The organism is Vasconcelosia minhoensis LEGE 07310 (genome assembly GCF_015207255.1).
GTDB classification, from domain to species: Bacteria; Cyanobacteriota; Cyanobacteriia; order Phormidesmidales; family Phormidesmidaceae; genus Vasconcelosia; species Vasconcelosia minhoensis.
This window is the reverse complement of sequence record NZ_JADEXG010000001.1, coordinates 24,675-48,643: the sequence shown is the minus strand read 5'-3', so window position 1 is coordinate 48,643 and position 23,969 is coordinate 24,675. Positions and strand designations below refer to the sequence as shown.

The 23,969-nt window shown below is 58.9% G+C and carries 22 protein-coding genes; 9 read left to right on the top strand and 13 right to left on the bottom strand.

All coding sequences use genetic code 11. The features are described 5' to 3' along the window. Positions 1-756, top strand: a complete 756-nt coding sequence (locus IQ241_RS00245) for a ComF family protein (protein ID WP_193904404.1) — start codon at positions 1-3, stop codon at positions 754-756. Here the strand turns inward: IQ241_RS00245 and IQ241_RS00240 are convergent. After that, a complete protein-coding gene (locus tag IQ241_RS00240; RefSeq protein WP_193904403.1) occupies positions 716-1,093 on the bottom strand; it encodes a hypothetical protein in 378 nt (125 codons plus the stop codon). The two genes, IQ241_RS00245 and IQ241_RS00240, sit on opposite strands and share 41 nt — an antisense overlap. A 190-nt stretch (positions 1,094-1,283) precedes the next feature. Here IQ241_RS00240 and codA point away from each other — a divergent pair, with 190 nt between their 5' ends. The 5 genes from codA to IQ241_RS00215 all read left to right on the top strand — a co-directional run bounded on the left by codA (position 1,284) and on the right by IQ241_RS00215 (position 14,541). Then, positions 1,284-2,546 (top strand): cytosine deaminase, encoded by a 1,263-nt coding sequence (gene codA / locus IQ241_RS00235; RefSeq protein ID WP_193904402.1) that lies wholly within the window; start codon positions 1,284-1,286, stop codon positions 2,544-2,546. 120 nt (positions 2,547-2,666) lie between these two features. Continuing rightward, a complete protein-coding gene (gene uvrA, locus IQ241_RS00230) occupies positions 2,667-5,750 on the top strand; it encodes an excinuclease ABC subunit UvrA (protein ID WP_228021233.1) in 3,084 nt (1,027 codons plus the stop codon). Between the two features lie 102 nt (positions 5,751-5,852). Beyond that, the gene (locus tag IQ241_RS00225; RefSeq protein WP_193904400.1) at positions 5,853-10,544 is read left to right on the top strand and encodes a WD40 domain-containing protein; all 4,692 of its coding nucleotides are present in this window, start codon (positions 5,853-5,855) and stop codon (positions 10,542-10,544) included. Positions 10,545-10,621: 77 nt separating this feature from the next. Then, complete coding sequence (locus IQ241_RS00220) at positions 10,622-13,555, top strand: glycerol-3-phosphate acyltransferase (RefSeq protein ID WP_193904535.1); 2,934 nt, start codon at positions 10,622-10,624, stop codon at positions 13,553-13,555. Positions 13,556-13,668: 113 nt separating this feature from the next. Beyond that, a complete protein-coding gene (locus tag IQ241_RS00215) occupies positions 13,669-14,541 on the top strand; it encodes an alpha/beta hydrolase (RefSeq protein ID WP_193904399.1) in 873 nt (290 codons plus the stop codon). Positions 14,542-14,623: 82 nt separating this feature from the next. On the opposite strand, the gene IQ241_RS00210 is transcribed toward IQ241_RS00215, so the two are convergent. Both IQ241_RS00210 and IQ241_RS00205 read right to left on the bottom strand, forming a co-directional pair. Further along, positions 14,624-14,881 (bottom strand): hypothetical protein, encoded by a 258-nt coding sequence (locus tag IQ241_RS00210; RefSeq protein ID WP_193904398.1) that lies wholly within the window; start codon positions 14,879-14,881, stop codon positions 14,624-14,626. Between the two features lie 5 nt (positions 14,882-14,886). Next, positions 14,887-15,120: a hypothetical protein gene (locus IQ241_RS00205; protein ID WP_193904397.1), complete on the bottom strand. Its 234-nt coding sequence runs from the start codon at positions 15,118-15,120 to the stop codon at positions 14,887-14,889. 141 nt (positions 15,121-15,261) lie between these two features. Between IQ241_RS00205 and IQ241_RS00200 the strand changes: the two genes are divergently transcribed. After that, positions 15,262-15,885, top strand: coding sequence for a thiaminase II/PqqC family protein (locus IQ241_RS00200; RefSeq protein ID WP_193904396.1), 624 nt, complete (start codon positions 15,262-15,264; stop codon positions 15,883-15,885). Between the two features lie 24 nt (positions 15,886-15,909). Here IQ241_RS00200 and IQ241_RS00195 read toward each other — a convergent pair whose 3' ends face one another. Together IQ241_RS00195 and IQ241_RS00190 are read right to left on the bottom strand one after the other, a co-directional pair. Beyond that, complete coding sequence (locus IQ241_RS00195; protein WP_193904395.1) at positions 15,910-16,878, bottom strand: M28 family peptidase; 969 nt, start codon at positions 16,876-16,878, stop codon at positions 15,910-15,912. Between the two features lie 166 nt (positions 16,879-17,044). Beyond that, the gene (locus IQ241_RS00190) at positions 17,045-17,596 is read right to left on the bottom strand and encodes an HdeD family acid-resistance protein (RefSeq protein WP_193904394.1); all 552 of its coding nucleotides are present in this window, start codon (positions 17,594-17,596) and stop codon (positions 17,045-17,047) included. Between the two features lie 149 nt (positions 17,597-17,745). Here IQ241_RS00190 and bchM point away from each other — a divergent pair, with 149 nt between their 5' ends. Beyond that, positions 17,746-18,432, top strand: coding sequence for a magnesium protoporphyrin IX methyltransferase (bchM, locus tag IQ241_RS00185; protein ID WP_193904393.1), 687 nt, complete (start codon positions 17,746-17,748; stop codon positions 18,430-18,432). 12 nt (positions 18,433-18,444) lie between these two features. Then, on the top strand, positions 18,445-18,825 hold the full coding sequence (locus IQ241_RS00180; protein ID WP_193904392.1) for a DUF423 domain-containing protein: 381 nt from the start codon (positions 18,445-18,447) through the stop codon (positions 18,823-18,825). 97 nt (positions 18,826-18,922) lie between these two features. On the opposite strand, the gene IQ241_RS00175 is transcribed toward IQ241_RS00180, so the two are convergent. From IQ241_RS00175 to IQ241_RS00140, 8 genes are all read right to left on the bottom strand, one after another. Continuing rightward, on the bottom strand, positions 18,923-19,519 hold the full coding sequence (locus IQ241_RS00175; RefSeq protein ID WP_193904391.1) for a thylakoid membrane photosystem I accumulation factor: 597 nt from the start codon (positions 19,517-19,519) through the stop codon (positions 18,923-18,925). A gap of 202 nt (positions 19,520-19,721) precedes the next feature. Further along, positions 19,722-20,384 carry a Na(+)/H(+) antiporter subunit B gene (locus IQ241_RS00170; RefSeq protein ID WP_193904390.1) on the bottom strand — a complete coding sequence of 221 codons (663 nt, stop codon included), beginning with the start codon at positions 20,382-20,384 and terminating at the stop codon, positions 19,722-19,724. Beyond that, positions 20,381-21,001 carry a DUF4040 domain-containing protein gene (locus tag IQ241_RS00165; RefSeq protein ID WP_193904389.1) on the bottom strand — a complete coding sequence of 207 codons (621 nt, stop codon included), beginning with the start codon at positions 20,999-21,001 and terminating at the stop codon, positions 20,381-20,383. Before IQ241_RS00165 ends, IQ241_RS00170 begins: the two co-directional genes overlap by 4 nt. Further along, positions 20,994-21,272, bottom strand: coding sequence for a monovalent cation/H(+) antiporter subunit G (locus tag IQ241_RS00160; protein WP_193904388.1), 279 nt, complete (start codon positions 21,270-21,272; stop codon positions 20,994-20,996). Before IQ241_RS00160 ends, IQ241_RS00165 begins: the two co-directional genes overlap by 8 nt. Next, on the bottom strand, positions 21,269-21,565 hold the full coding sequence (locus IQ241_RS00155) for a hypothetical protein (protein WP_193904534.1): 297 nt from the start codon (positions 21,563-21,565) through the stop codon (positions 21,269-21,271). Before IQ241_RS00155 ends, IQ241_RS00160 begins: the two co-directional genes overlap by 4 nt. Positions 21,566-21,638: 73 nt before the next feature. After that, on the bottom strand, positions 21,639-22,061 hold the full coding sequence (locus tag IQ241_RS00150; protein WP_193904387.1) for a Na+/H+ antiporter subunit E: 423 nt from the start codon (positions 22,059-22,061) through the stop codon (positions 21,639-21,641). Beyond that, positions 22,058-23,506 (bottom strand): cation:proton antiporter, encoded by a 1,449-nt coding sequence (locus IQ241_RS00145; RefSeq protein ID WP_193904386.1) that lies wholly within the window; start codon positions 23,504-23,506, stop codon positions 22,058-22,060. Before IQ241_RS00145 ends, IQ241_RS00150 begins: the two co-directional genes overlap by 4 nt. Continuing rightward, positions 23,503-23,856, bottom strand: coding sequence for an NADH-quinone oxidoreductase subunit K (locus IQ241_RS00140; protein ID WP_193904385.1), 354 nt, complete (start codon positions 23,854-23,856; stop codon positions 23,503-23,505). The genes IQ241_RS00145 and IQ241_RS00140 overlap by 4 nt, the downstream gene beginning before the upstream one ends. Positions 23,857-23,969: the final 113 nt, after the last annotated feature.

Here is a 23,969-nt window from a genome sequence, read left to right as displayed (position 1 = left end):
ATGTCCCTTTTAACCCGACTCCTAAAGCGGCCTCAGGCTGTTTGCCAGCCCTTACTCAGCACTTTTTTAACCCGCCCCTGTCCAATCTGTCAGCGGGCGACCCGTCAGGTTTTTTGCTTAGACTGCGATCGCCAGCTTGAGCCAGCCCAGCCGGCCCTACCCGCTAGCCCAGTTTCCGACCCGACTTCTGGCCCGACTTCTGGCCCGACTTCTGGCCTACCTGTGATTGCTGTGGGAGCCTATACCGGTGCTCTGAAGCGGGCCATCCTCGCCCTCAAGTATGGCAATCGCCCTGACGTAGCGGCTCCGCTAGGCTGGCGACTGGGACAGCACTGGCAGGCCCAATCGCTGTCGAGTGGCTCACTGCCGCTGGTCGTTCCCATTCCCCTCCATACCAGCCGTTTGCGAGAGCGGGGATACAATCAGGCGGCCCTGATCGCCGAGTCCTTTTGCCGGGCGACAGGCTTACCGTTGCTGGCAACGGGGCTGCTGCGCACCCAGGCCACGACCGCTCAATACCAGCTGGGACCGCAGGCGCGCCAGCAAAACCTCCAGGGCGTTTTTCAGGTGGGGCCAGCCTGGACAGCACAGCAGCGAAACCGACCGGTTTTGCTAATCGACGATATTTACACCACCGGCACCACCGCCCATGCCGCTACCTTTGCCATTAACCAGGCCGGACTGCAAGTTTGCGGTATAGGCGTTGTTGCCAGAGCTAATCTGGACCGGGCTGCGGCGTCACGCCCGCAGGCTTGATCGGCGTCTCCAGCCCCGCATTCGGACCAAAGACTGGCCTGGCATCCAGCCCCGTAATCTGCTCGAACTGGCGGGGGGTGATGGCGCTAAAGATAGGCTGGGTTTGCCATTGTTTAAGCCGCCCGTGGGACCGCTGAAGAAAGCTGACCCCTTTGACCATCGGTACGGTGAGCCACTGCTGCGCCAACGTCTCAGCCAGCGCTAGCTCAACTAAGGGATGGGGATACTGGCCGATCAGCGCTTCGAGATAGGCCCGGGCCGGCGGATCGGCCGTCAGCGAGTAGCTGTCTACAATATGCTGAATGCGCTGGCGGCTGAGGCGCTGCTGGAGATCCATGGCGTTGCCCGTCTATATCTATATCTTTATCTTTTAGGTCTGAACGTTGCAGTTCTGACTTTGCAATCCTGCTGTCTCTGCAATCCATAGCACATTTTATCCCTGAACGCGATCGCGCTCACCAGATGTCACATAGCGCAAGGCTTGCACTAAGATTGGCTGAGGTCGTCTATCCGGCTATGGCCAGTCCATGACTACTCCAACGCTGATCCTGCGGCAGTGCCGTCTGTCTACTCTGAAGCCAGACGAGCAAGTCGATATCGCGATCGCCGACGGTGCGATTGCCGCGATCGCGCCCCGGCTCGACCTCAGCGCCCCTCAGGAAATCGCGGTCAACGGCCAGCTAGTCAGCCCGCCGTTTGTAGAATCGCACATTCACCTAGACTCGGCCCTGACGGTCGGACAGCCCCGCTGGAACCAGAGCGGCACCCTGTTTGAGGGGATTGAGATTTGGCGAGATCGCAAACAGTCTTTAACTCTTGACGACGTGAAGCAGCGGGCCATCCGCTCGCTGCGGCAGCAGGCCAGCCAGGGGGTACTGTATGTCCGCAGCCATGCCGACGTCAGCGAGGCCCGGCTGACGGCGCTGCAAGGTCTGCTGGAGGTACGCCAGGCGGTGCGCGATTGGATTACCCTCCAGGTGGTGGCCTTTCCCCAGGACGGCGTCTACGGCAGCCCGCAGAATCTGGAGCTGCTGGAGGAAGCGCTGCGGCTGGGTGCCGATGCGGTCGGCGGCATTCCCCACTACGAGCTGACTCGGGAAGACGGTGTGCGCTCCGTGCAAAAGGTCTTTGAGCTGGCGCAGAAGTACGAGCGGCTGGTGGACATCCACTGCGATGAAATCGACGACGACCAGTCCCGCTTTCTAGAAAGCGTAGCGGCCTGCGCCATTCGCAGCGGCCTCAGCTCGCGGGTGACGGCCAGCCACACCACCGCCTTTGGCTCCTACAACGACGCCTACGCCCTGAAGCTGATGGGCACCCTGCGCCGGGCCGACATCAACTTCATTGCCAATCCGCTGATTAACATCACCCTCCAGGGCCGCACCGACACCTATCCCAAGCGTCGCGGCGTTACCCGGGTGAAGGAGCTCTGGCAGAACGGCCTGAACGTCAGCCTGGGCCACGACTGCATTCAAGATCCCTGGTATAGCCTGGGCACCGGCAACCTGCTGGATGTAGCGGCAATGGCGGTGCATGTCTGTCAGATGACCGGCCCGGATGAGATCGACGCCTGCTACGAGATGGTGACTCAGGGCGGGGCTCGGACGCTGGGGATGCAAAAAGACTATGGTATTGAGGTGGGTAAGCCCGCCAATCTGATTGTGCTCGACGCCCAGAATTGCTACGAGGCGATCCAGCGGCGGGCCACCGTCCGTTACGTCATTTCCCGCGGCCAGCTGCTGGTCGAAACCACGCCGCCCGCCGTCACCTGGCCGTCTTCATCGACCTAGCCCTACCTATCCAGCCCGCTTGCCCAGCCAGCCCCAGTCACCTAGCCCCAGCCAGGCGCGAACTGGTTTACTATCATTAAAAAATATGACGAGCAGGCCCAGCGACTAAACGATTCCCCCATGCCCCGATCTAAACCTTCGAAAATGCCAGGCCGCGCTCAGCCGACGTCCCTCGCCGGGGGCAATGGCAAACTGCCGGGAAAGCTGCCAAATCTCCCCAATCTCCCCAATCTCTCAGACGACCTGATTCAGATTCGGGGGGCGCGTCAGCACAATCTCAAGAATATCGACCTGGAGCTGCCCCGCAATCGGATGGTGGTGTTTACCGGCGTGTCGGGCTCGGGCAAGTCTTCTCTGGCCTTCGATACGATTTTTGCCGAGGGCCAGCGGCGCTATGTCGAGTCGCTCAGCGCCTATGCCCGGCAGTTTCTGGGCCAGGTCGATAAGCCCGACGTAGATGCGATTGAGGGGCTCAGCCCGGCGATCTCGATCGATCAGAAATCGACCTCCCACAACCCCCGCTCGACTGTGGGTACGGTGACGGAAATTTACGACTACCTGCGGCTTCTCTACGGTCGGGCCGGGCAGCCCCACTGCCCGATCTGCGATCGCTCCATCGCCCCCCAGACCATCGACCAGATGGTCGATCAGGTGATGCTGCTGCCGGACCGCACTCGCTTTCAGATTTTGGCCCCGGTGGTGCGCGGCAAGAAGGGCACCCATCAAAAGCTGCTGTCGGGACTGGCGGCGGAGGGCTTTGTGCGAGTCCAGATCGACGGCGAAACCCGCGAGCTGAACGACCTGGTGGAGTTGGATAAAAACAAAAAGCACGACATCGAGGTTGTCGTCGATCGGCTGGTCAAAAAAGCCGATTTGCAGGAGCGGCTGGTGGACTCCCTGAGCACTGCCCTGAGACGCTCTGACGGCATTGCCGTGATCGACGTGCTGCCCCAGTCCCGGGTGGTTGAGCAGTCCCAGTCTGACCGCAGGTCTAGCCGCAGAGCTGACCGTAATGCTGACCCGATGCCCATGGCCGCCGAACCCGAGGGCTGCTACGGAGTGCCTCAGCAGCTCGTGTTCTCAGAGAACTTCGCCTGTCCCGAGCACGGCGCGGTGATGGATGAGCTGTCGCCCCGGCTGTTTTCCTTTAACTCGCCCTACGGGGCCTGCCCCACCTGCCACGGCCTGGGCAGCCTGCGCACCTTCGCTGCCGAGCTGGTCGTGCCCGACCCCAGCCTGCCGGTCTATGCCGCGATCGCGCCCTGGTCAGAAAAAGACAACACCTATTATTTCTCGCTGCTCTACAGCGTCGGTCAGGCCTTCGGCTTTGAGCTGCAAACCGCCTGGGAAAAGCTCACCGAAGAGCAGCAGCAGATCATCCTGCACGGCTCAGAAGAAAAAATTCACATTGAAACCGACTCTCGCTACCGCCAGACGAAGAGCTATAGCCGCCGCTATGAGGGCGTCCTGCCAATGCTGGAGCGGCAGTATCGCGAGTCTACCTCGGAAACCTACAAGCAAAAGCTGGAAAAATACCTGATCGACCAGACCTGTGAAACCTGCCACGGGGCGCGGCTGCTGCCCCAGTCTCTGGCGGTGCGGATCGGTCCCTACACCATCCGCGACTTTACCTGCGTTTCGATTCGGGACTGCCGCGATCGCGTCTACGACCTGGTGGGTGAAAACGGTGCGGCCCCCAAGCTGAGCCCGCGCCAGATCCAGATCGGCGAGCTGGTGCTGAAGGAAATCAAGGCCCGACTAACCTTTCTAATCGATGTGGGGCTCGACTATCTCACCCTCGACCGGACGGCGATGACCCTGTCGGGCGGCGAAGCCCAGCGGATTCGTCTGGCGACTCAGATCGGGGCCGGGCTAAGCGGCGTGCTCTACGTGCTGGATGAGCCCAGCATCGGGCTGCACCAGCGCGATAATGAGCGGCTGCTGCAAACCCTGACCCGGCTGCGCAACCTGGGCAATACGCTAATCGTGGTGGAGCACGATGAAGACACCATCCGGGCGGCGGATTACCTGGTAGACATTGGACCGGGAGCGGGCATTCACGGCGGCCAGATTGTCGCCCAGGGTCAGTTTGCCGACATTCTCGCCGCCGAAGCGTCACTTACGGGGGCCTACCTTTCGGGCCGTCGCCAGATCGCTACCCCAGCCGAGCGCCGACCCGGCAGCGGTCGCAGTCTGCTGATTCGCAACGCCCACCGCAATAACCTCCAGCACATCGACGTCGAGATTCCCCTGGGGCAGTTTGTCTGCATTACCGGCGTTTCGGGATCGGGTAAATCGACTCTGATTAACGAGCTGCTCTACCCGGCCCTGCGCCACCACTTCGGCAGTAAGATTCCCCAACCGAAGGAAATGGAGCCGGTGAAGGGGCTGAAGGCCCTGGATAAGGTGATCGTGATCGACCAGTCGCCGATTGGCCGCACGCCCCGCTCCAACCCGGCCACCTACACCGGCGTCTTCGATGTGATCCGCGACCTCTACACCGAGACGATTGAGGCCAAGGCGCGGGGCTACAAGCGCGGCCAGTTCTCGTTCAACGTCAAGGGCGGACGCTGTGAGGCCTGCGGCGGCCAGGGGGTGAACGTGATCGAAATGAACTTTCTGCCCGATGTCTATGTGCAGTGCGAGGTCTGCAAGGGGGCTCGCTATAACCGTGAAACCCTCCAGGTGAAGTACAAGGGCCAGACCATCTCCGACGTGCTCCAGATGACCGCGGAGGAAGCGCTCGACTTCTTCCAAAATATTCCCAAAGCCGCCAGTCGGCTCCAGACCCTGGTGGATGTGGGCCTGGGCTACGTGCGCCTGGGCCAGACGGCTCCGACTCTCTCCGGTGGCGAGGCCCAGCGGATGAAGCTGGCCACCGAGCTGGCCCGCCGCTCCACCGGCAAGACCCTCTATCTGATTGACGAGCCCACCACCGGCCTGTCTTTCTACGACGTGCACAAGCTGCTGGACGTCGTGCAGCGGCTGGTGGACAAGGGCAATTCGGTGATCATGATCGAGCACAACCTGGATGTGATTCGCTGCTGCGACTGGGTGATTGACCTGGGACCGGAAGGTGGCGATCGCGGCGGCGAAGTGATCGCCGTTGGCCCACCCGAAACCATTGCCCAGTCGTCCGAATCCTATACCGGCCAGTACCTGAAGACTGTCTTAGCGGAGCACCCGCCCCAGGCTGGCTCGTAGATACAACAGCAGGCTGGCTCGATCAGTTGCCCAGTAAGTTGAAGGATTGCGGTCAGGGCGGTATCTTAAGATGCCACGCTGAGTCAGCCGATCGGTCTCCTGATGCCGTCTGCCAAATCCGTTGACATCATTACCTACAACAAAAACGCGCTGCACAGTCTGAGGCGGGCAGCGACCATCGGCGCGGGGCAGTTTTCGCTGATTCTGGCGCGGGCGAACTACAGCCAGCTGCGGCAGTTTCTCATCGCCGAACTGCAAGAAACCCTGAAGTTTCAAAGGGTAACGCTGTCGCCGTTGGGGCCGGGGCTGCGGCAGGCCATTGTTCAACAGACTGCCGAAACGCAGCCCGAGCTAGTGCTGGTGACCGGGCTGGAGCAGCTATCCGAGCTGTCGTCTAGCCTAAAAGCAGCTAACCAAGAACGCCACCAGTGGCCCCATACGTTCAAATATCCCCTGGTGCTGTGGGTAAACGACGCTGAAATCCAGCAGCTCAGTCAGGATGCGCCGGATTTCCAGCGGCTGGCCGCCGCGCCCATTCGGTTTGAATATCCGCAGGCTGCCCTAAGGTCAGCTTTGCAGCAGGAGCTGGAGACATTATTTGGCCATTTTCTCGACAATGCCCCGGTCTGGCCGAATGCGCCACTGTGGCCCGGAGACATCGGCCGGCCCCTGCTTCAGGCAGAATTGCCGTTCGCCCTCGCCGATTTAGAAAAATTTGCCTCGTCCATCGATGAAGACCTGCGGGCCAGCCTGCTGTTGGCCGAAGGCCGCCAGGCACATCGTCAGCGGCAAAAGGCGGCCCGCGATCGCTACGAACGCAGCCTGCTCTACTGGCGATCGCAGGATACGCCATCGGGCCAGGCCAAACGGGCTGTTCTGCTGTTTCATCTGGGGCTCTGGTGGTGCAGTCAGGCAGCGCGGAAACGGGCCACTGAGGTTTCGTCCTATCAGCGATCGCGGGACTATTTTGCCGACGGCCTGACGCTATTGCGGCAGTTGGGCCAGAAGTCGCGGATGGGACGCTTTATCCACGCCTTAGCCGAGGTGCTGCAAATTCTAGAGGACTGGCCTGCCCTAGCTGAGGTAGCCCAAGAGGGCAAAGCGCTGCATCAGTCAGACCCGATTCGGCTAGCGCGAGACTATGGCTATCTGGCCAGGGTCGAGCTGGGCGACTCCGCACCCGCTTCGGCGGCGGCGGCTCAAGCCTATGCTCAACAGGCTCTACAACTCTCTGGGCCGGAAGACCGCAGCGTTTCCGAAACGGGGGTTGAAACTGCTCAACACCGCAGTTCCTACCATGCACTGCTGGGCCGGGCGCTGCTGCTCCAGGGAAAAACCAGCGTCGCCCAGGAACAGCTCGAACTGGCTCAGCAGCAGACTAACCCCGCCGATAATCGGGTTCTGTATCGGCAGATCCTGAAGCTGCTACGGCAGCTATACGTTGATCAAAAGGACTACCGCCGCGCTTTTGAGCTGCGACGAGAGCAGCAGCAGGTGGAGTATCAACTGGGGCAGCAGGCTTTCATCGGAGCCTCACCGCTTCCCGCTCTGCAACCTCCCAGCTGGAACTCAGGACTTGACGCCAGCCCCACTTTAGAGACTTCAGCAGCAGGGCGGCAGGCAGAAGTAGAGGCGCTAGTCGCCCGTCTGCGCTCAGACCATCCCCTGACGGTGCTCCACGGGCTGCCGGGCGTGGGCAAAAGTACGCTGCTTCGAGCCGGTCTGCTGCCTCAGCTGCGAACCCCGCCGGCAGACAGCCGCCGGACGCTGCTGCCGATCCTGATCGATTGGTATGACCCTTGGGAAAGCGCGATCGCGCAGGCCCTAAGCCAGCCCAAAGCCCTCGAAAACGATACCTCAACTCCACAGCAGCGGCTACAGCAGCTAGCGAAGCAGTATGACCAAATCGTGCTGATCTTCGACCAGTTTGAAGATTTTTTTCAGCAGCGGCTGGCCCAGCGGCTCAGCTTCTATCAATTTCTGAGCGACGGTTTGCAAAAGTCCTATCTCAAAGTGCTGCTCTCGCTGCGGCAGGACACGCTGCCCCAGCTGCTAGAGTGGGGTCGCCAGATTGCTGTAGACCCAATCAATAGTGACGTTCTGAGCCGAAAAATTCGATACGAGCTGCGCCCCTTTCAGCCGGACGCCGCTGCTGCTGCCATCCGTCAGCTTACAGACCAGGCTCAGGTCTACCTGGAGGACGACCTGATTTCGGCCCTGATAGCGGACCTGGCCGACGCCAACGGGCAGATTCACCCGCTGACAATGCAGACTATCGGAACCCAGCTCCAGCGGCAGGGAATCACCACCTTAAGTCAGTATCAGCAGCTGGGCGAAGCGCCAAAAGCCATACTGTTACAGACCTTCCTCAAAGCGGCGATCCAGGACTGTGGACCAGAAAACGCAACTTTGGCTGAGGCTATTCTCTATCTGCTGAGCGAAGATGCCCCCCCATCTTGCAAAACTCGTTCTGAGTTGGAAGACGCCCTTGCCCTAGCAGGCATTTCTGCCGATGAGCTGGACCTGGTGTTAGAAATCCTCACCCAGTCTGGGCTGCTGTTTATCCTATCTGAGCCGTCTGGCCTACGCTATCAGCTTGTTCACGGTACCTTGGGAGACCTGCTCCCGCCGCAGGCCGGTCTAGCTGAAGTTCTCCCCACCCAGCGGCGACGGCAGCCCCGCCCTGAGGCCCAGCTGCAAAGCACCCTATGCGAACAGGCTCAAACACTGGCCCAGCTTGGTCAGTCCTGCCAGCAGACGAAAATCGCAGCGGTGCGGGCCTGGGCGATCGCGGCCCAAGCGCTAATGGAGTCTGGCGACGGGCTGGGGGCGCTGATGGCGGCGCTTCAGGGGGCTGAACAGGCTGCGTCCGATACATTTGTGGATGCGAAGCAAGAAACAGAGACCGGTGCGACGGTGAAGCTTCAGATCAGCCAGGCACTGGAACAGGTGCTGCGCGGTATTCACGAGAAAAATCGGCTGGTGGGCCATCGGGGCCGAGTACATCGAGTCTGCTGCAGTCCCAACGGTCAGCTGATTGCCTCCGCGAGTGAAGACCGGATGGTCAAACTCTGGGGCCGTCAGGGCAGACTGCTACAAACCCTAACCGGCCATCGGGAAGCGGTGCTGGACGTTTGCTTTAGCCCCGATGGAGAGCAGCTGGCAACCGCGAGCCGCGATCGCACCGTCCGCCTGTGGCATCGTGACGGCACCTTACTGCATCAGCTCAACCGCCATACCGACAGCGTCAGCAGCGTTCATTTCAATCCCAAGGCCGCACTTTTAGTCTCGGGCAGCCGCGATCGCACCGTTCGCCTCTGGAACCTGGAGGGCAAGCTGCTCAAAACCCTAGAAATCCAGAGCGAGGTGCAGAGGGTTCGCTTTAGCCTTGACGGGCGGCGGCTGTTGGCCACGAGTACAGACGGCAGACTGAGGCTCTGGAATCTGCTAGACAAAACTGTTCAGACCTTGAAAGGTCACCGGGGCGGCATCTCAATCGCCGTCTTTAGCCCCAATAGCCAGCTGATTGCCTCCGGTGGCGAAGACCATAGGGTGCGGCTGTGGCAGCTAGACGGCACGTTGCTGAAGACCTTTGAAGTCGGTCATGACCGCGTTCGCGACCTCTGCTTTAGCCCCGACGGTCAGCGGCTGAGCACAGTGAGCGCCAGTCGGCAGGTCACCATTTTGGATCTCGACGGGGGCACGCAGCAAACCCTACGCAGCCCTAGCAGCATTTCGAGTCTAGATTGGCATCCGGACGGACGTCACCTAGTTTCCGCCGGAGAAGACCCGGTTGTGCGGCTGTGGGATCTAGTCGGTCTGCCGCCGACCCGCTATGAGCGCGATCGCGGCCCCATTCACAGCATTTGCTGGCATCCCCGAGAGCGACTGATCTGCGCCAGTGAGGATGACACCATTCGGCTATGGAATGCGGATGGCGAGCTACTTCAGACGCTAGGCAGCCATCGACGCAGCATTCACAGCCTCAGCTGGAGTCCCGACGGTCAGCAGCTGGTTTCCGCCAGCGCCGACCATACGGTGCGCCTGTGGCAGCGAGACGGCCAGCTCCTGCGCACCTTCTACGGCCACCACGACGCAGTCTGGCAGGTTTGCTTTAGCCCCGACGGCCAGCTGATTGCTTCGACGGGAGCCGACGGCACCGTGCGGCTGTGGCAGCGAGATGGCACCTTAGTCAGCCACTGGACTGGACATGACGGCACGGTTTGGGATGTTGCCTTTGATCCCAGCGGTCAGCACCTGGTTTCAGCGGGTGAAGATGGTACGGTGCGACTGTGGCAGCTCGCCCAGGGTCTAATACGGACCATTGGCGGACACGACGGTGGTGCCTGCTGCGCTCGCTTCCGCCCGGACGGCGAGCGGATTGCGACAGCGAGGGGCGACGGCACCATTCGGCTGTGGGATTTGGCCGGGCGGGAACGGCGTCAGCTCCATGGACATCGCGATCGCGTCCGTCGCCTCTGCTTTAGCCCAAACGGCCAGGTCTTAGCCTCGGCCAGTGACGACCAGACCGTGCGGCTGTGGAGCCGAGACGGAAAGTCAATTCAGGTGATTCAGCGCGATCGCAGTCCGATTTCGGATATCGATTTTGACCCGCTGGGTGAACGGTTGGCCGTAGCGAGTGACAATACAATTTGGATCTGGAATGGATGCTTGGAATCACTGATTCAGCAGGGGCGGACCTGGCTGCGGGACTATCTGGCTGCAAATTCGGAGAGGGCTGCTGAGCTGCTGCCCGAGCGAGGAGAATGGGAGAGTGATGGGGTGATCGAGTGATCGGGTGTTCGCGAAGCGCTCCTTAGGCGTTAGGGGTGATGGGGTGGGTATCTGAGGGGAATGGCGTAGGCTTGAATATGGCTCAGGTGTATGGCGCGCTGCTGATTTTTATCTTTTGCCCGATCTTAGGGGGGCTGCCTCTGAGCGGCTGGATCGTGCGCGGGCTGACAGGAAAACGGCTGGCTCAGATTGGGACTGGCAATGTGGGCGTTTCGGCAGCCTTCTACCATGGGGGGACGGCGGTTGGCGTTATATCGGTCGTGGCTGAGGCGCTGAAGGGGATTGGGGCGGTTGCGATCGCGCAATACTTTTTTGGAGCTGACCCGGTTTGGCCCATACTGGCGCTGATTGCTCTAGTCATGGGCCGCTATTGGATGGGTCGCGGTGCGGGGGCAACTAACGTGACTTGGGGATTCATCTTCTACGACCCAGTGATCGCAGGGCTGACGTTGCTGATCAGCCTGGTCAGCTTTACGCTGTTTCGCCTCCGCCATCAGGGACGGCTGGTGCCGCTGATTTTACTCCCAATTCTCACCGGCCTGCGGTATGGCGATGGCTCGCGAGTCTTAGCGGTCGCCTGCCTATCCGGGCTGCTGGCCTGGATCTATCAGCAGCTGTCCGATGATTTAGATTTGCCCGAACAAGCTGGAGAGTCACGGCGGATGTTTCAATTTTTTCGCGGCGGGCGGGCGCTGCAGCCGCTGAGTCAAAAGCTTCGACCTGAAAAAGTGGGCACTAAGGCCGCGACGCTATCTCAGCTCACGGCCTGGGGCTACCCGGTGCCGCCGGGCTACGTGCTGCCCGCTGGAGACGACCCCACCCTGCTGGTTGAGCTGATCAATCCGCTGCCCAGCCAGCCCGTCGTCGCTCGGTCTTCAGCAGTAGGGGAAGACCTGCTGACCGCTTCGGCGGCGGGTCAGTACCTGTCGATACTGGATTTGACCAGTGGAGAAGAATTGGAAGCCGCGATCGCGGCCTGCTTCAATGCCTATAACCGCCCCGCCGCCCGCCGCTACCGCCGAGACCGAGGACTGCCAGAGGGCGGCATGAGCGTTCTGGTACAGCGGCAGGTGCCGGGCGTTTTTTCCGGCGTGGCCTTCAGCCGCGATCCGGTTGCCCAGGCCGGCAATGCCGTCGTGATCGAGGCTCTGCCCGGGGCTGCCACCCAGGTGGTGTCTGGCCAGGTGACGCCAGAACGCTACCGGGTCAGCATCGATGACCGGCTGATCGACCCCGACCAGTCCTGGCTGCCTCCCGCCGAACAAACTCCGGCAATCCAGGGCCACGGCCAGGTTCCTGCCAATCTGCTACAGCAGGTCGCCTTTCTGGCCCGTCACTTAGAAGCCCGGTATCACGGCCTGCCCCAGGACGTGGAATGGAGTTTTGACGGCGAGCAGCTCTGGGTGCTGCAAAGCCGACCGATCACTAACCTATCGCCGATTTGGACCCGTAAGATTGCCGCCGAGGTGATTCCCGGCGTCATCCCGCCCCTCACTTGGTCGATTAACCGCCCCCTCACCTGTGGCGTCTGGGGGCAGCTGTTTACCCTGGTACTGAAGCAGCGGGCGGCAGGCATCGACTTTGAGCAGACCGCCAGCCTGCGCTATTCCCGAGCCTACTTCAACGCCACCCTGCTGGGCGATCTCTTCCGCCGCATGGGGCTGCCGCCCGAAAGTCTAGATTTTCTCACCCGCGGCGCTGGGTTTAGCCGCCCGCCGCTGACGGCAACGCTGCGCAACCTGCCAGGGCTGCTACGGCTGGCCCGACAGGAATGGCGGCTACCCCAGGACTTTGCCCGGGCTGACCAGCAGCAGTTTGGGCCAGCCTTAGCCCGGATAGAAGCGGCTGGGGAAACATCGCCCCAGGACTGGCTACAGCGGGTCGAAACGATTCTAGCTCTGCTAGAGCAGGCGACCTATTTCAACATTCTGGCACCCCTCGGCCTGGCCCTGCGGCAGGCGCTGCTCAAGGTAGACGCCAGCGAACTCAGCAGCCGCAGCAATCCTGAAGTCCAGTCGATGACAGAGCTCAGCGCGATCGCGACCCAGCTCCGTCCGCTCCTCAGTCGGCTCGACTCGCCCCCCGAACCGAGCTCGGCTTGGGCCACCCTGTCAGAGCAGCCAGAAGCTCAGCCGGTGTTTGAGCAGGTCGATCGGTTTTTGGACCGCTACGGCTACCTCAGCGAAGTGGCAACCGATATTTCAGTTCCCACCTGGCGAGAAGCACCCCACCAGGTTCGAGCCCTGCTGGTGCAGATGGCCTCAGGTCCAGACGCCGAAGCAACGGTCAGTGCAGATGCTAGTTCTCATAGCAGTTCTGATACTAGTGCTCAACCGGTGGCGGCTCGTTGGAAAGTCCGTCAGGTCCAGACCCGGCTCGACCTCAAGGGCCGCGTCGCCGAAGTCTATAACCGCCTGCTGGCAGCGCTGCGGGCCTGTTTCATCGAGCTAGAGCAGGGCTGGTTGAGGCAGGGGAAATTCCAGGCTGAGGGAGATATCTTCTTTCTGACCCGGGCCGAAGTTCAGAGCTTAGTAACTCAGCCAGACTGGCCTGCCGCTCAGGCTGAGATTGCTCAGCGCCGGGCCGGTCGCGATCGCGATGCGGCCCTGGCTCAGGTGCCCTACCTGGTCTATGGCGATTCATCTGGTCCTCATCCACCTACGCCTGATGAATCGCTAGCGGCGCTGCCGAGCAGCAGCCTCAAAGGCATTGGCGCCAGCCCCGGTCTGGTGGAGGGAACGATTCGCATCCTCACCCGGCTTGATATGACGGCTGAAGTCGATCGCCAGACTGTCCTGGTGGTGCCCTATACCGATGCCGGCTGGGTGCCGCTGCTGGCTCGGGCGGGCGGCCTGATCGCTGAGGTGGGCGGACAGCTTTCCCATGGCGCGATCGTCGCTCGGGAATACGGCATTCCAGCGGTCATGGATGTGACGGCAGCGACCCAGTCCCTGACTGACGGCCAGCGGGTACGATTAGATGGCTGGCACGGTACCATCGAAATTCTTTAGATGAGATAATACAAACAGTTTAAGTCGTCCAAATCACTCCGGCGACCTGTCCTTGAGCTTTGCCGTCCCGATCGGCTGGAGCTAGGGCTCGGTTTGCTATTCTCTAGCTCCCAATGACCTCAACTCAGCTGACTCAGACTGAAGGCACCTTCACCGGCGCGAATGGGCTGTCACTCTACTATCAGGCATGGTGCCCGGCGAGAACGCCGCTCGGCATTCTCGCGCTGGTGCATGGTCTGGGTGAGCACTCTAGTCGCTATGCCGCGATCGCGGCTGACTTTACCCAGGCGGGCTATGCGGTTTGCGCCTTCGACAATCAGGGCCACGGCCAGTCCGAAGGGCAGCGCGGCCATATTGATAGCTGGCAGGACTATCAGGAAAATCTGCGGGCGTTCTTACAGCTAGTGCGGCAGCGGCAGCCCCAGGCACCGCTCTTTTTGATGGGTCACAGCCTGGGCGGCCTGATTGTACTGGACTATGTCTTACGCTATCCCGATGCGCCAGAAGTCAGCCAGCTGCGGGGGCTGGTTGTCAGCGCGCCGCCGATTCGCCCGGTGGGCGTGGCCAAGCCCTATCGGGTTGCAATCGCGCGCCTGCTCTCAGGCATCTTTCCCCGCTTTTCGCTAAAAGTGGGCATTGATACCAGCGGCCTGACCCGCGATCCCGAGGTCAATCGGGAAGCGGCAGCCGACCCGCTGGTGCATCCCTACGCCACGCTGCGCTGGGGTAGCGAAACGCTGAAGACGATTGCCTGGGTGAAGCGGCATATCGCCGAGCTGGGCCTGCCGATGCTGCTGATTCACGGTGAAGCCGACCCAATTATCTGCCCCCAGGGCAGCCGCGAAATTTTTCAGCAGATACAGCTCTCTGACAAATGCCTGCGCCTCTATCCAGGGGCCTACCACGAGCCCCACAACGACTTAGACGCCCAGCAGGTGATCCACGACCTGCTGGCCTGGCTGGATCAGCATTTGGACAACGCATGAGTATCTGTCAGCGCTTCCGTCGGATTGATGTTATTCGGTCGCGTCCGCTGTCAGAATTTCGCCCGGCGCGATCGCGGTAATTTCAGCCACGGTAAATACTCTCACGGCTGATTGCCTCATCTGAAAGTGGCGGAACGTTGGTCGAATGTCCGCTTGCCCAACTTGTAAAGGCATCTACCCATGCCTCAGTCGTTGCAGTTTCATGGAAAAGCTTTTCTTCAGTCGCCAAATTGTGCTCAACTAGTGCATTGAGATAGTGTTCTATGGAAACCCCTTGGGCTTTTGCACGGGCAATCAGGCGAGTTTCGCTATCTGGAGTTAGTTCGATGGTAATTTTCATAATTATTACCGGTAGATGCTTTCGCGGCTAATCGCTTCATCCGACAGCAGCGGTGCTCTTGTCAAAGAAGGACTCCTACCCAACTGATCGAGAACCTTTCTCCAGTGGGGCTCTTCCTGAGTTGCAAAGTGACGTTCGATCAGCAGTTCGAGATAGCGGCTGACAGAAATCCTCTGCGCAGCTGCCTGAGAAATCAACCGGTCTTCAATTTCTGGTTTAAGGTCGAGTTTGAAGGTCATGGTGAACAGCCTACAGGTGACTCGCTTAATTTTAGGTTAACCTTCTGCCCCAGTTCTACCGTAATCCGTACAATGGCTTAGGTCTCAGCCAGTGGTGACCTGCTAGGCTGTTAAACTCAGCTAGACCTACAAGCAAACCCTATGCCTTTGACCTGTCAACAGCTGATCGACCAGCATCCCGACGCCTGGCGGGCGGCGACGGTGCATCCTTTCTTGCAGCGCTGCCAGGCGGGCACGATTCAGCCGGGACAGTTTAATACCTGGCTGGTGCAGGACTATCATTTTGTAATTGGCTTTACCCGAATGGCAGGGCGGCTGCTGGCGGCAGCGCCCGCCGACCATTTCAATCCGCTGCTGAGTGGGATAGCCGCGCTGCAAGATGAGCTCAACTGGTTTCAGGCCAAGGCGGCAGAGCGCAGCCTCGATTTGGCAGTCGCGATCCAGCCCAACTGTCAGGCCTATTGCCAGCTGATGACCGACCTAGCGAGCCAATCCTATGCCGTCCAGGCGACGGCCTTTTGGGCCATTGAGCTGTCCTACAATCAGGGTTGGCAAAAACACAGCCCCATGCCTGAACCCTATACCGAATTTGCCGATCGCTGGGGCAATCCGGCCTTTACCGACTATGTGAAGCTGCTGGCGCAGCAGGCCGACCAGGCGCTGCAAGGGGCCGATGCGGCGACTACCGAGCAGGCCGAAGCAATATTTCTGGAGGTTGCCCAGCAAGAAGCCGATTTCTGGCAGATGGCGTTTGAGGCGAAATGATGCCGTCAGCTCCAGCAGACGCACTCAGTTCTCCATCAGCAGCGTGACCACCGCATCGGCTGCTGTCTGGGTGGCTTTGGCAAAGAAGCTGGGGTCGAGCGTATCGACCGTATCGCTGGGCTGGTGGTAGTGGGGATTGCGGAAATTGGCCGTATCCGTCACCATCACCGCGCCCACCTCAGCCTGCCAGAAAGGGGCATGGTCGCTGCGCAGCAGGTCGGGCACAAATCGTAGGGCGCTGGTAGGGACGGGCAGCGTCATCACAGGCAGGGCCGCCCTGCGAAAGGCGTCGATCAGATTGGACTGTTCTCGCAGGCCGATGACGGCGAGAAAGTTACCTTTGTCGGGGCGATTGGGCAGCGGCAGCCGCGCAGGCAGCTTCTGGCAGCCGGGCGTATTGCAGGCATAGCCGAGCATTTCTAAAATAACGACGCCCCGCAGCTGGCTCAGGTCTGCTGCGGCCGTGTAGGCCAGACTGCCGACTAGCCCCTCTTCTTCCTGGTCGAACAGGGCGATTTGGAGGGTTCTCGGCGTCGGCTGGTTGGCCAGCAGGCGGGCAATCTCTAACACCGCCGCAACGCCGCTGGCATTGTCGTCGGCTCCGGGAGAGTCGGCGACGCTATCATAATGGGCGCCGACTAAAATACTGCCTGCACCGGTGCGACTACCGGGCCGAGTCGCGATCAGGTTGACACCCGTATCACCGGTATCGCCATTCTCGTAGGGCTGGAGCTGGGGAACCCAGCCTGCCTCAATCAGCTGCCTGACCAGGTAGGCCCGTGCTGCGGCCCGCGCGTCCGCGGTCTGTCGCGGCACCGCGATCGCGCTCACATCCGCCATCAGCCGCTCGGCATCGACCTTTACTACCGGCCGGGGCATCGACGCGAAGCTAGCGGCCCCCAGCAGACGGTTGGGATTCGCCAGGGGCTTGCCCCAGAGCAGGACGACCGCGATCGCAATTCCCCAGGCCAGCAGCCAAAAGCTTCTCCTCATGAATATTTTCCAAACTTGATAGCACCGCTCTTTCTAGGGTAAAACGAGACTCAAATTCTAGGGTAAAACAAGACTCAAAATTCGGCTCAGTGCATCATAACTGTCCTAAGCGAGTTAAGCCTGGGCGATCACCTTGTTCGCCGTTCCTAGATCGATAGCCCCAAAGTTATCGAGCAGCGGCTTGGGGGACCGTGCCCAACAGAATTGCCGCTGTGCCATTGACGACCAAGCTAATACCGACCAGCAGACCGATGATCCAGGCTGCCTCAAAAGGCCACTGGGACCAGATTAAAATGCCTAAAATAATGTTCAAAATACCGCTCAAGAGCATCCAGCCCCATCGTGCTCTAGGCTTGATTTGAAACGCCGTAATTACCCGCAGCGCACCGTCAATAAAGAAATAGATGCCTACAATCAGCGTTAGAGAAAGGACGCCTCTGAGTGGATTCAGCACTAGAAATGCGCCTACCGCGATCGCGAGCAAACTGACCAGTATCTTAAGCACGGCAGCGCCCGTATGGCGGCTTTTAAAGGCGTAGATGAATTGAATGATGCCGCCAATAACGAAGAGCCAACCTAAAAACAAGTCAATCACGACAGACGCAAAGACCGGCTCTGCGATCGCGATAATCCCTAAGATAATTAGCAGAACGCCTAAAATGACGGCACCGGTTGAGCGAGTTGCAATCTCTCTGGGTTCCCGTTCCTGCGTATTCATGATTTGATCCTCAAGCTTGTCTCAAGGATCTCACCCCAGCCCGGCCCGATCGTCTCCCATAGGTCGGATTTTATCGCTTCATTCCCCTCGCCACGATAAAATCAGGCCTGAGCCTATCTCTAAAAGCAACCTAAAACCAGCGGAAAATTATGACCAGCGCCACCGACGACAAGACGATTGTCCGCGACTACTTCAACGCCACAGGGTTCGACCGCTGGCGGCGCATCTATGGCGAGGGCGAGGTGAATAAGGTTCAGCTCGATATTCGCAAGGGCCACCAGGAGACGATTAATACCGTCCTCGGCTGGCTTCAGGATGACGGTAACCTGGCAGACCTAAAAATTTGCGACGCGGGCTGCGGCGTCGGCAGTCTCAGTATTCCACTGGCCCAGGCCGGGGCGCAGGTCTACGCCAGTGACATTTCTGAAAAGATGGTGGGTGAAGCCCAGGAGCGGGCTGCCGCCGAACTCTCCCCCGAGCAAATCCCAACCTTTGAGGCTAAAGACCTGGAGCAGATCGGGGGCCGCTACCACACCGTCATCTGTCTGGACGTCCTCATTCACTATCCCCAGGACAAAGCCGCCGGTATGATTGCTCACCTGAGCACGCTAGCCGAGTCGCGGGTGATCCTCAGCTTTGCGCCCAAAACGACCTTCTATAGCGCCCTGAAGAAAGTGGGTGAATTTTTTCCCGGCCCGAGCAAGGCGACTCGGGCCTACCTGCACGCTGAAGCAGATGTGGTCAAAGCGCTAACCACCCAGGGCTGGCAGATTGAGCGCAAGGCGATGAATAAAACCCGCTTCTACTTTTCCCGCCTAATCGAAGCCACCCGCTAAGAAACTGCGCCTATGACCGCCCGTTTATTTATCGCGATCGCGGCCCTGCTCGGCGCCACCGGCGTCGCTGGCGGTGCCTTTGCCGCCCACGCGCTAAAATCTCAGCTCAGCGAAAAGGCCCTGAGCACCTTTGAAACCGGCATCCGCTATCAGATGTATCACGCCCTGGCGCTGCTGCTGGTCGCCCTCCTGCTCAGCCGCAGCCCAGACAGTCCCTGGCTCACCGCCACCGGCTGGAGCTTCATCATCGGTATCGCCATCTTCTCCGGCAGCCTCTACGCCCTCAGCCTCTCAGGCATCCGATGGCTTGGAGCCATCACCCCCTTAGGCGGCGCAGCCTTTATCCTGGGCTGGATTTTGCTCGCGATCGCCAGCCCTAGCTTTAAACCCTAACCCATCACCTCTTCACGCACCACCCTAAAGCTCACCCGTTTGACCTTGCTGCACGGGCAGGGAGACCCTACCCCTACTTATCTACCCATTACCCCCCTCACTCCTCCGGCACCAGCTCAGTCGTTACCTCATTCAGCGTCCGACGGCGCAGCTCCACCGACTCAGACCGGGGCAGCAGGTCAAAGACCTCCCGCAGGACATCGTCGATTTCTTCATAGGCGATCGCGCCTGCCTGGTCAAACCTGACCTCCCCCGACTGATCAAATACCAGCGTCTGCGGCACCACACCGTCAAAGTAGTAGCCCGGCTCTGACGGCTCATAGGATGCCTTTTGGGGAATCGCGTCGGCCATAATCGGAATGAAACTCGCCGCCCGTCCGTAGGGTGCCTGAAGCTGCGAGATCACGGGTGCGTACTGCTTGCAGTCCTTGCTGTCATCGACGTAGATAAACACCAGCGCCGGTTTTTCATACTGGATAGACTGGGCCAGGCTGACCCGCGGCGGCACCAGCGAACCATTCCCGGCATACAGCGCAAAAATGTTGCCATCGTAATTATCGTCCTCGCGCCCGGCCAGCGCCGTCGGCATGCCCGGCAGCCCAGACAGCAGCAGAGCCAGCGATAGCGCTAGACACAGCCAGACCCGCCAAATGCGACGAGATAGAGATATTCGAAGCTGGAAGGAAAAGCGCATATCGGCATTGAGCAACACAGTACAGCTTTATCCTACTCTGCTTGAATCACCTCTAAACCAGAAACATAGCAATGTAGCAACTGGGCTCTGGCTGACGATCCTGACTTTAAGGCTAAAATTCAGGCAGCTCTTCTGCGTAGAATGCGAGCGTCTGGCACCCATGGTGATGAAGCTGTAGCAACTCAATACAGCAAACGCTACCCTACAAAAGCCCTCGGTAGCGAATAAAGAGCAAAATCGCAGCCCATGAACCCAGCGCAACTTTGACCGCCACCAGAATATTGAGCAGCGGCATCCAACCGCCACTTACCAGCGTGCCCAACTCTCCATGGGGCAGTTCCATCCCAATCAGCGTCAAGACTGCTAGCACAATAAAAATGAGTACTGAAACCTTTTCCCAGACTGAGGCATGCCAGCGCTGGTAAATGGCCTCCATCCATTCTGACGACGACGTAATTGCAACCAGCCCGATGGCCGTTCCACCGGCGACCCCCGCTGCAAAGCCGCCACCTGGGCTCAGATGCCCTCGAATCGCTAATTCAATACTGATCAGTGCCGCAATTGTGGCACCTAAGCGAGCCAAAACAATGGAAGGATGATCGGTAAACTGGTAGACGATGCGCGAGGGCTGTTCATCGGATAGCAAAAATCGGACTCCCATAATAGCGATTGTAAAAACCACTACCTCAAAGATGGTATCGTAAAGCCGATTTCTGAAAATCAGGCCAGATACGGCATTGGGGACGCCGCTATCCTGCACCACCGACTCCACTGCAGGTAGGTCGGCGGCGTCCATAGCCAAATCGGGAAAGACCAGCATCTTGATATAGAGCGCTATTCCTGCGACCACGTAGACCCACTTCATAGCTGTCCCCCAATAGAGTCAGCAGTGCTAATGTCTGATGATTTAGCCAAATTGAATGGGGCTGTATCAATGAGCCGGGTCTGACCCGGCGGCAGCTCTGCCTGCATAATGTCGTGAAGCCGCCGGACTCGAATTTGCAGGTGGGGAAGCCGATCGGCCTGTGAGAGCGGGGTAGATTCCTCTTCCGCCATCGACTGTGCTACCGAAAGACCTGGAATACAGGCCGCGTGAATTTCCTGGGCTTCCAACGCCGCTCGTAAGGCTGACAGATTGGCGTAAGGCACCCGCTCAAGGCGCATTTGATGCTGTCTCAGCACTTCACGCAAAGCCATCAGTAGGGATTCAGGTGGGTCTGCCTGCGGTTCTAGAACACCCAGTCGCATACTCATAGACGACCGCACCGCCACTGCATAAAGGGTGATTGACAGCATCGTGCCCACCAATGCTTCAGTCAGCGCCACATCAGCAGCGCCAAAGAGGGCATAGACCAGAGCGGCAACAGCGCCCAAAATGCCGCGAATCACTAGCGCGTGGTAAGGGTTGACCTGTAGAACTAGCATACAGGCCGTCAGGGGCAGTAGAGCCGCGATCGCGACCATATACCAATCTTCAGGCATTCTCTCCTCCAGTGCTCGAACAGTAGGCCAGCACATAGCCCAGTACCGTGTTCCAGATTGCCAAAGAAATCAGCGCCAGAATCAGCAGCGGCCATTCTCGGGGAATCCTGAACAGCAGACCGACGATGATACTCATTGAACCCAGCGTATCGGCGATGGAAAGACTGTGCAGTTTGAATAGGACAGAGCGCTCGCCCAGCAGCGGAAACGTTCCCCAAAACCAAAAAACCAGTCCTAGTCCGATACAAATATTGCTCAAGATATTGATCATCGTTCGCTCATCCGCCCGAGATTCATCCGTCCGAGATTCATCCGCCCCAGGTTCATCCGCCTGAGAACGTGGGCCAACAGCATCAAAGCCGCATTCCCGACGCTCAAAATCAGCACGCCAACTACCCCAATCATCCAGTCGTCGCGCAGTACCGAGACTACCAAAATCATCATCGACGTCTTCGTCGCAATGCTGGCAAAAGCCAACATCTTCTGCCAAATGTCTTCATCCTGACAGGCCTCGTAAATCGGAATCAACAATGCCAAAATCATCGCCAACAGCACCCAGTCCATCATCCATTACCCCATCGACCGCCTCTTACCTGAAACCCTTGCTGCACGAATAGAAAAACCTAGCCCCACACCATTACCCAGTCCCTCCCTTCACTCTTGCCTCTTCCCTCTTGCCTCTTCTCCTCCTTACCCGATGCACCTCATACCACCCGTCCTCGTGATATTTCAAGACAATCGTTTTTGGCGTGAACGTGATGAGAAAAATATCCAGAAATATCAGCCCAGGCGTCCGTCGGGGCTTGGCCCGCTCCATGATGATATCTTCTCGACCGTGCGGACGAAACATCATCTCAAACGCTTCGAAATAAGCTTTTGGAATCGCAATAATAATTTCTCCCAGTATCCGCAGCAGGTCTTTTAATACCGCCAGTGACGTGTAGCTACGCGGCAGCAGCAGGGCAACGCTAACGCCAATGACAATGTTAGCCAGGCTCAGGTCGGCGGTGAGCAAAAACCAGATCGTCAACCGCAGCAGTAAATCCAGGTAACCAATCATGCCAGCACCATCCAGAAAACCAGAACTAACACCAGACTCATCACCCCGATTAGGTGCTCAAACTGCTCCATCATCCGGGGCAGCTTGAGGGTCGCCCGCTGAAAAATTAAAAGATAGGCCAGCCAACCGACCCCAATCGTCGCTAGCGGTTTGATCGTATTGGCAATCGTATAGGCTTCGTAATAGCCTACATTGGCTGCGAAAAGGCCACCGAGTAACAGCCCCATAGCGGTCCAAAAACCAGGCCCCACCTTCTCCTTGCCGCCGTGGGGCAGAAAAATAAATTTTGCAAATGAGACTGCCGTTCCCAACGCTGCGAGGTTCATCCCAATCACCTGCCAGGGCAACAGGTTTTTCATCGTCAGCACCTTTGCCCCAAAGCCAGACAATAGGGGAAAGCCTGAGATCGAGAAGCTGGCGACGACCAGCACTATCCAGACCGAAGTTGGGATCGGCTGCTGCTTCAAGACTTTGAATTCGCGGCTGGGCAGATTGCCGGCAATCATAAACAGGGCCGCCTTGACCAGACCGTGGGTCAGAGCGTAGAAGCCCCCCACTTCAGGAGCCGCGAGGATGAAGCCGATTTGAGAGATGGTGTGAAAGGCCAGCATCCGCTTAGTATCTTTAGCAAAAACGGCATAGCCGACGCCGAAGAGCGCCGTCCCCACCCCAAAGATGCGGACGACGGGATCGAGCTCAGGCACCATCAGCGCAAAGCGGACTAGCGGGAATATACCGGTTTTGACGACGACCCCCGACAGCATCGCCGACACGGGCGTCTCGGACTCAGAGTGGGTTAGGGGAAGCCATAGGCCCGAGACAAAAATGCCGCCCTTGGTCAAAAGGCCGAGGAAAATCAGCGCGATCGCTTCGGTCGGTGCCCCCCTCAGCCCAGCAAAGGCAAACGAATGGCTAGACTGATAGACCAGCACCGCGCCCACCAGATAAAACAGCATGGCCGTATTGCTGACAAACAGGTAGCGTAGCCCCACCCAGATCGAACGGTTGGTGCGCGGATAGGCGATCAGCAGAAACGCCGCAACGCTAATCACCTCCAGGGCCACATATAGGCTGATAAAATCAGCGCAGATAAAAACGGCGTTGACGCTACCGTGCAAAATAATCATCTGAGCGTAGAAAAAAGCCGTTCTATTTCCATTCCAGCAGTAAACAATGACCGCTGCCGTCACCAGCGCATTGGTCAAAATGAAAAAACCGCTGAGCGGGTCAATCGCCAAGGTAACGCCAAAATGATCTAGCAGCTCAAAGGTCCGGGACCCTATGAATAGCTGCTGGAACCCATAGCCAAACGAAATCAGCGCTACCGCCGATGCCAGGTAGCGGTCTGCTCTGGGGAAAAGATAGATACTGAATCCGGCTAAAAACGGAAGGGCAATCCACGCGATCGCGGCAGGCGCGCCTTCAAACAGCGTCAGGGTACTCATGGCGTATAGTGCCGCTCAATTTCGCTCGTTTCCAGTGTCGGATTGTCTCGGGCCAGCTTCATCGCCCCGACCAGCATCAGCGCCTGAATCGAAAAGCCAATCACGATTGCAGTTAAGATCACCGCCTGGGGCACCGGATCGGCATACCTTCCAGACTTAGCCTCCGCCTGGATGGGCGTCAGCAGTCCCGCTCTGGCTGAAACCAAGACGTAGTAAGCAATCACACCCGTACTCATAACGTCCATCGAGATGATCTTCATCATCAGGTTCTTTTTGAGAATGATGCCGAAAAATCCGCAGAGTATCGTCGCAAAGACGCATGCTTCCAGTAGGGTCGCTGCTTGCTGCATTGTTTCTCTCCGCTGCTCAACTTCCATAGCGCCGTAGGACGGGCCAGGTGTCGCTCTATTCAGAGACAAAGCCCTAGACGCTAACCTCTAGAATCATATACTAAAGTCTATCA

Coding starts and splice junctions, on each gene's coding strand:
- bchM (WP_193904393.1), top strand. CDS start 17,746: ATGACCAGCGCCACCGACGACAAGACGATTGTCCGCGACTACTTCAAC.
- IQ241_RS00165 (WP_193904389.1), bottom strand. CDS start 21,001: ATGCCTGAAGATTGGTATATGGTCGCGATCGCGGCTCTACTGCCCCTG.
- IQ241_RS00220 (WP_193904535.1), top strand. CDS start 10,622: ATGGCTCAGGTGTATGGCGCGCTGCTGATTTTTATCTTTTGCCCGATC.
- IQ241_RS00160 (WP_193904388.1), bottom strand. CDS start 21,272: ATGATCAATATCTTGAGCAATATTTGTATCGGACTAGGACTGGTTTTT.
- IQ241_RS00240 (WP_193904403.1), bottom strand. CDS start 1,093: ATGGATCTCCAGCAGCGCCTCAGCCGCCAGCGCATTCAGCATATTGTA.
- IQ241_RS00150 (WP_193904387.1), bottom strand. CDS start 22,061: ATGATTGGTTACCTGGATTTACTGCTGCGGTTGACGATCTGGTTTTTG.
- IQ241_RS00190 (WP_193904394.1), bottom strand. CDS start 17,596: ATGAATACGCAGGAACGGGAACCCAGAGAGATTGCAACTCGCTCAACC.
- IQ241_RS00195 (WP_193904395.1), bottom strand. CDS start 16,878: ATGAGGAGAAGCTTTTGGCTGCTGGCCTGGGGAATTGCGATCGCGGTC.
- IQ241_RS00215 (WP_193904399.1), top strand. CDS start 13,669: ATGACCTCAACTCAGCTGACTCAGACTGAAGGCACCTTCACCGGCGCG.
- IQ241_RS00175 (WP_193904391.1), bottom strand. CDS start 19,519: ATGCGCTTTTCCTTCCAGCTTCGAATATCTCTATCTCGTCGCATTTGG.
- IQ241_RS00205 (WP_193904397.1), bottom strand. CDS start 15,120: ATGACCTTCAAACTCGACCTTAAACCAGAAATTGAAGACCGGTTGATT.
- IQ241_RS00210 (WP_193904398.1), bottom strand. CDS start 14,881: ATGAAAATTACCATCGAACTAACTCCAGATAGCGAAACTCGCCTGATT.
- IQ241_RS00225 (WP_193904400.1), top strand. CDS start 5,853: ATGCCGTCTGCCAAATCCGTTGACATCATTACCTACAACAAAAACGCG.
- IQ241_RS00245 (WP_193904404.1), top strand. CDS start 1: ATGTCCCTTTTAACCCGACTCCTAAAGCGGCCTCAGGCTGTTTGCCAG.
- IQ241_RS00155 (WP_193904534.1), bottom strand. CDS start 21,565: ATGGACTGGGTGCTGTTGGCGATGATTTTGGCATTGTTGATTCCGATT.
- IQ241_RS00200 (WP_193904396.1), top strand. CDS start 15,262: ATGCCTTTGACCTGTCAACAGCTGATCGACCAGCATCCCGACGCCTGG.
- IQ241_RS00145 (WP_193904386.1), bottom strand. CDS start 23,506: ATGAGTACCCTGACGCTGTTTGAAGGCGCGCCTGCCGCGATCGCGTGG.
- uvrA (WP_228021233.1), top strand. CDS start 2,667: ATGCCCCGATCTAAACCTTCGAAAATGCCAGGCCGCGCTCAGCCGACG.
- IQ241_RS00140 (WP_193904385.1), bottom strand. CDS start 23,856: ATGCAGCAAGCAGCGACCCTACTGGAAGCATGCGTCTTTGCGACGATA.
- codA (WP_193904402.1), top strand. CDS start 1,284: ATGACTACTCCAACGCTGATCCTGCGGCAGTGCCGTCTGTCTACTCTG.
- IQ241_RS00180 (WP_193904392.1), top strand. CDS start 18,445: ATGACCGCCCGTTTATTTATCGCGATCGCGGCCCTGCTCGGCGCCACC.
- IQ241_RS00170 (WP_193904390.1), bottom strand. CDS start 20,384: ATGAAGTGGGTCTACGTGGTCGCAGGAATAGCGCTCTATATCAAGATG.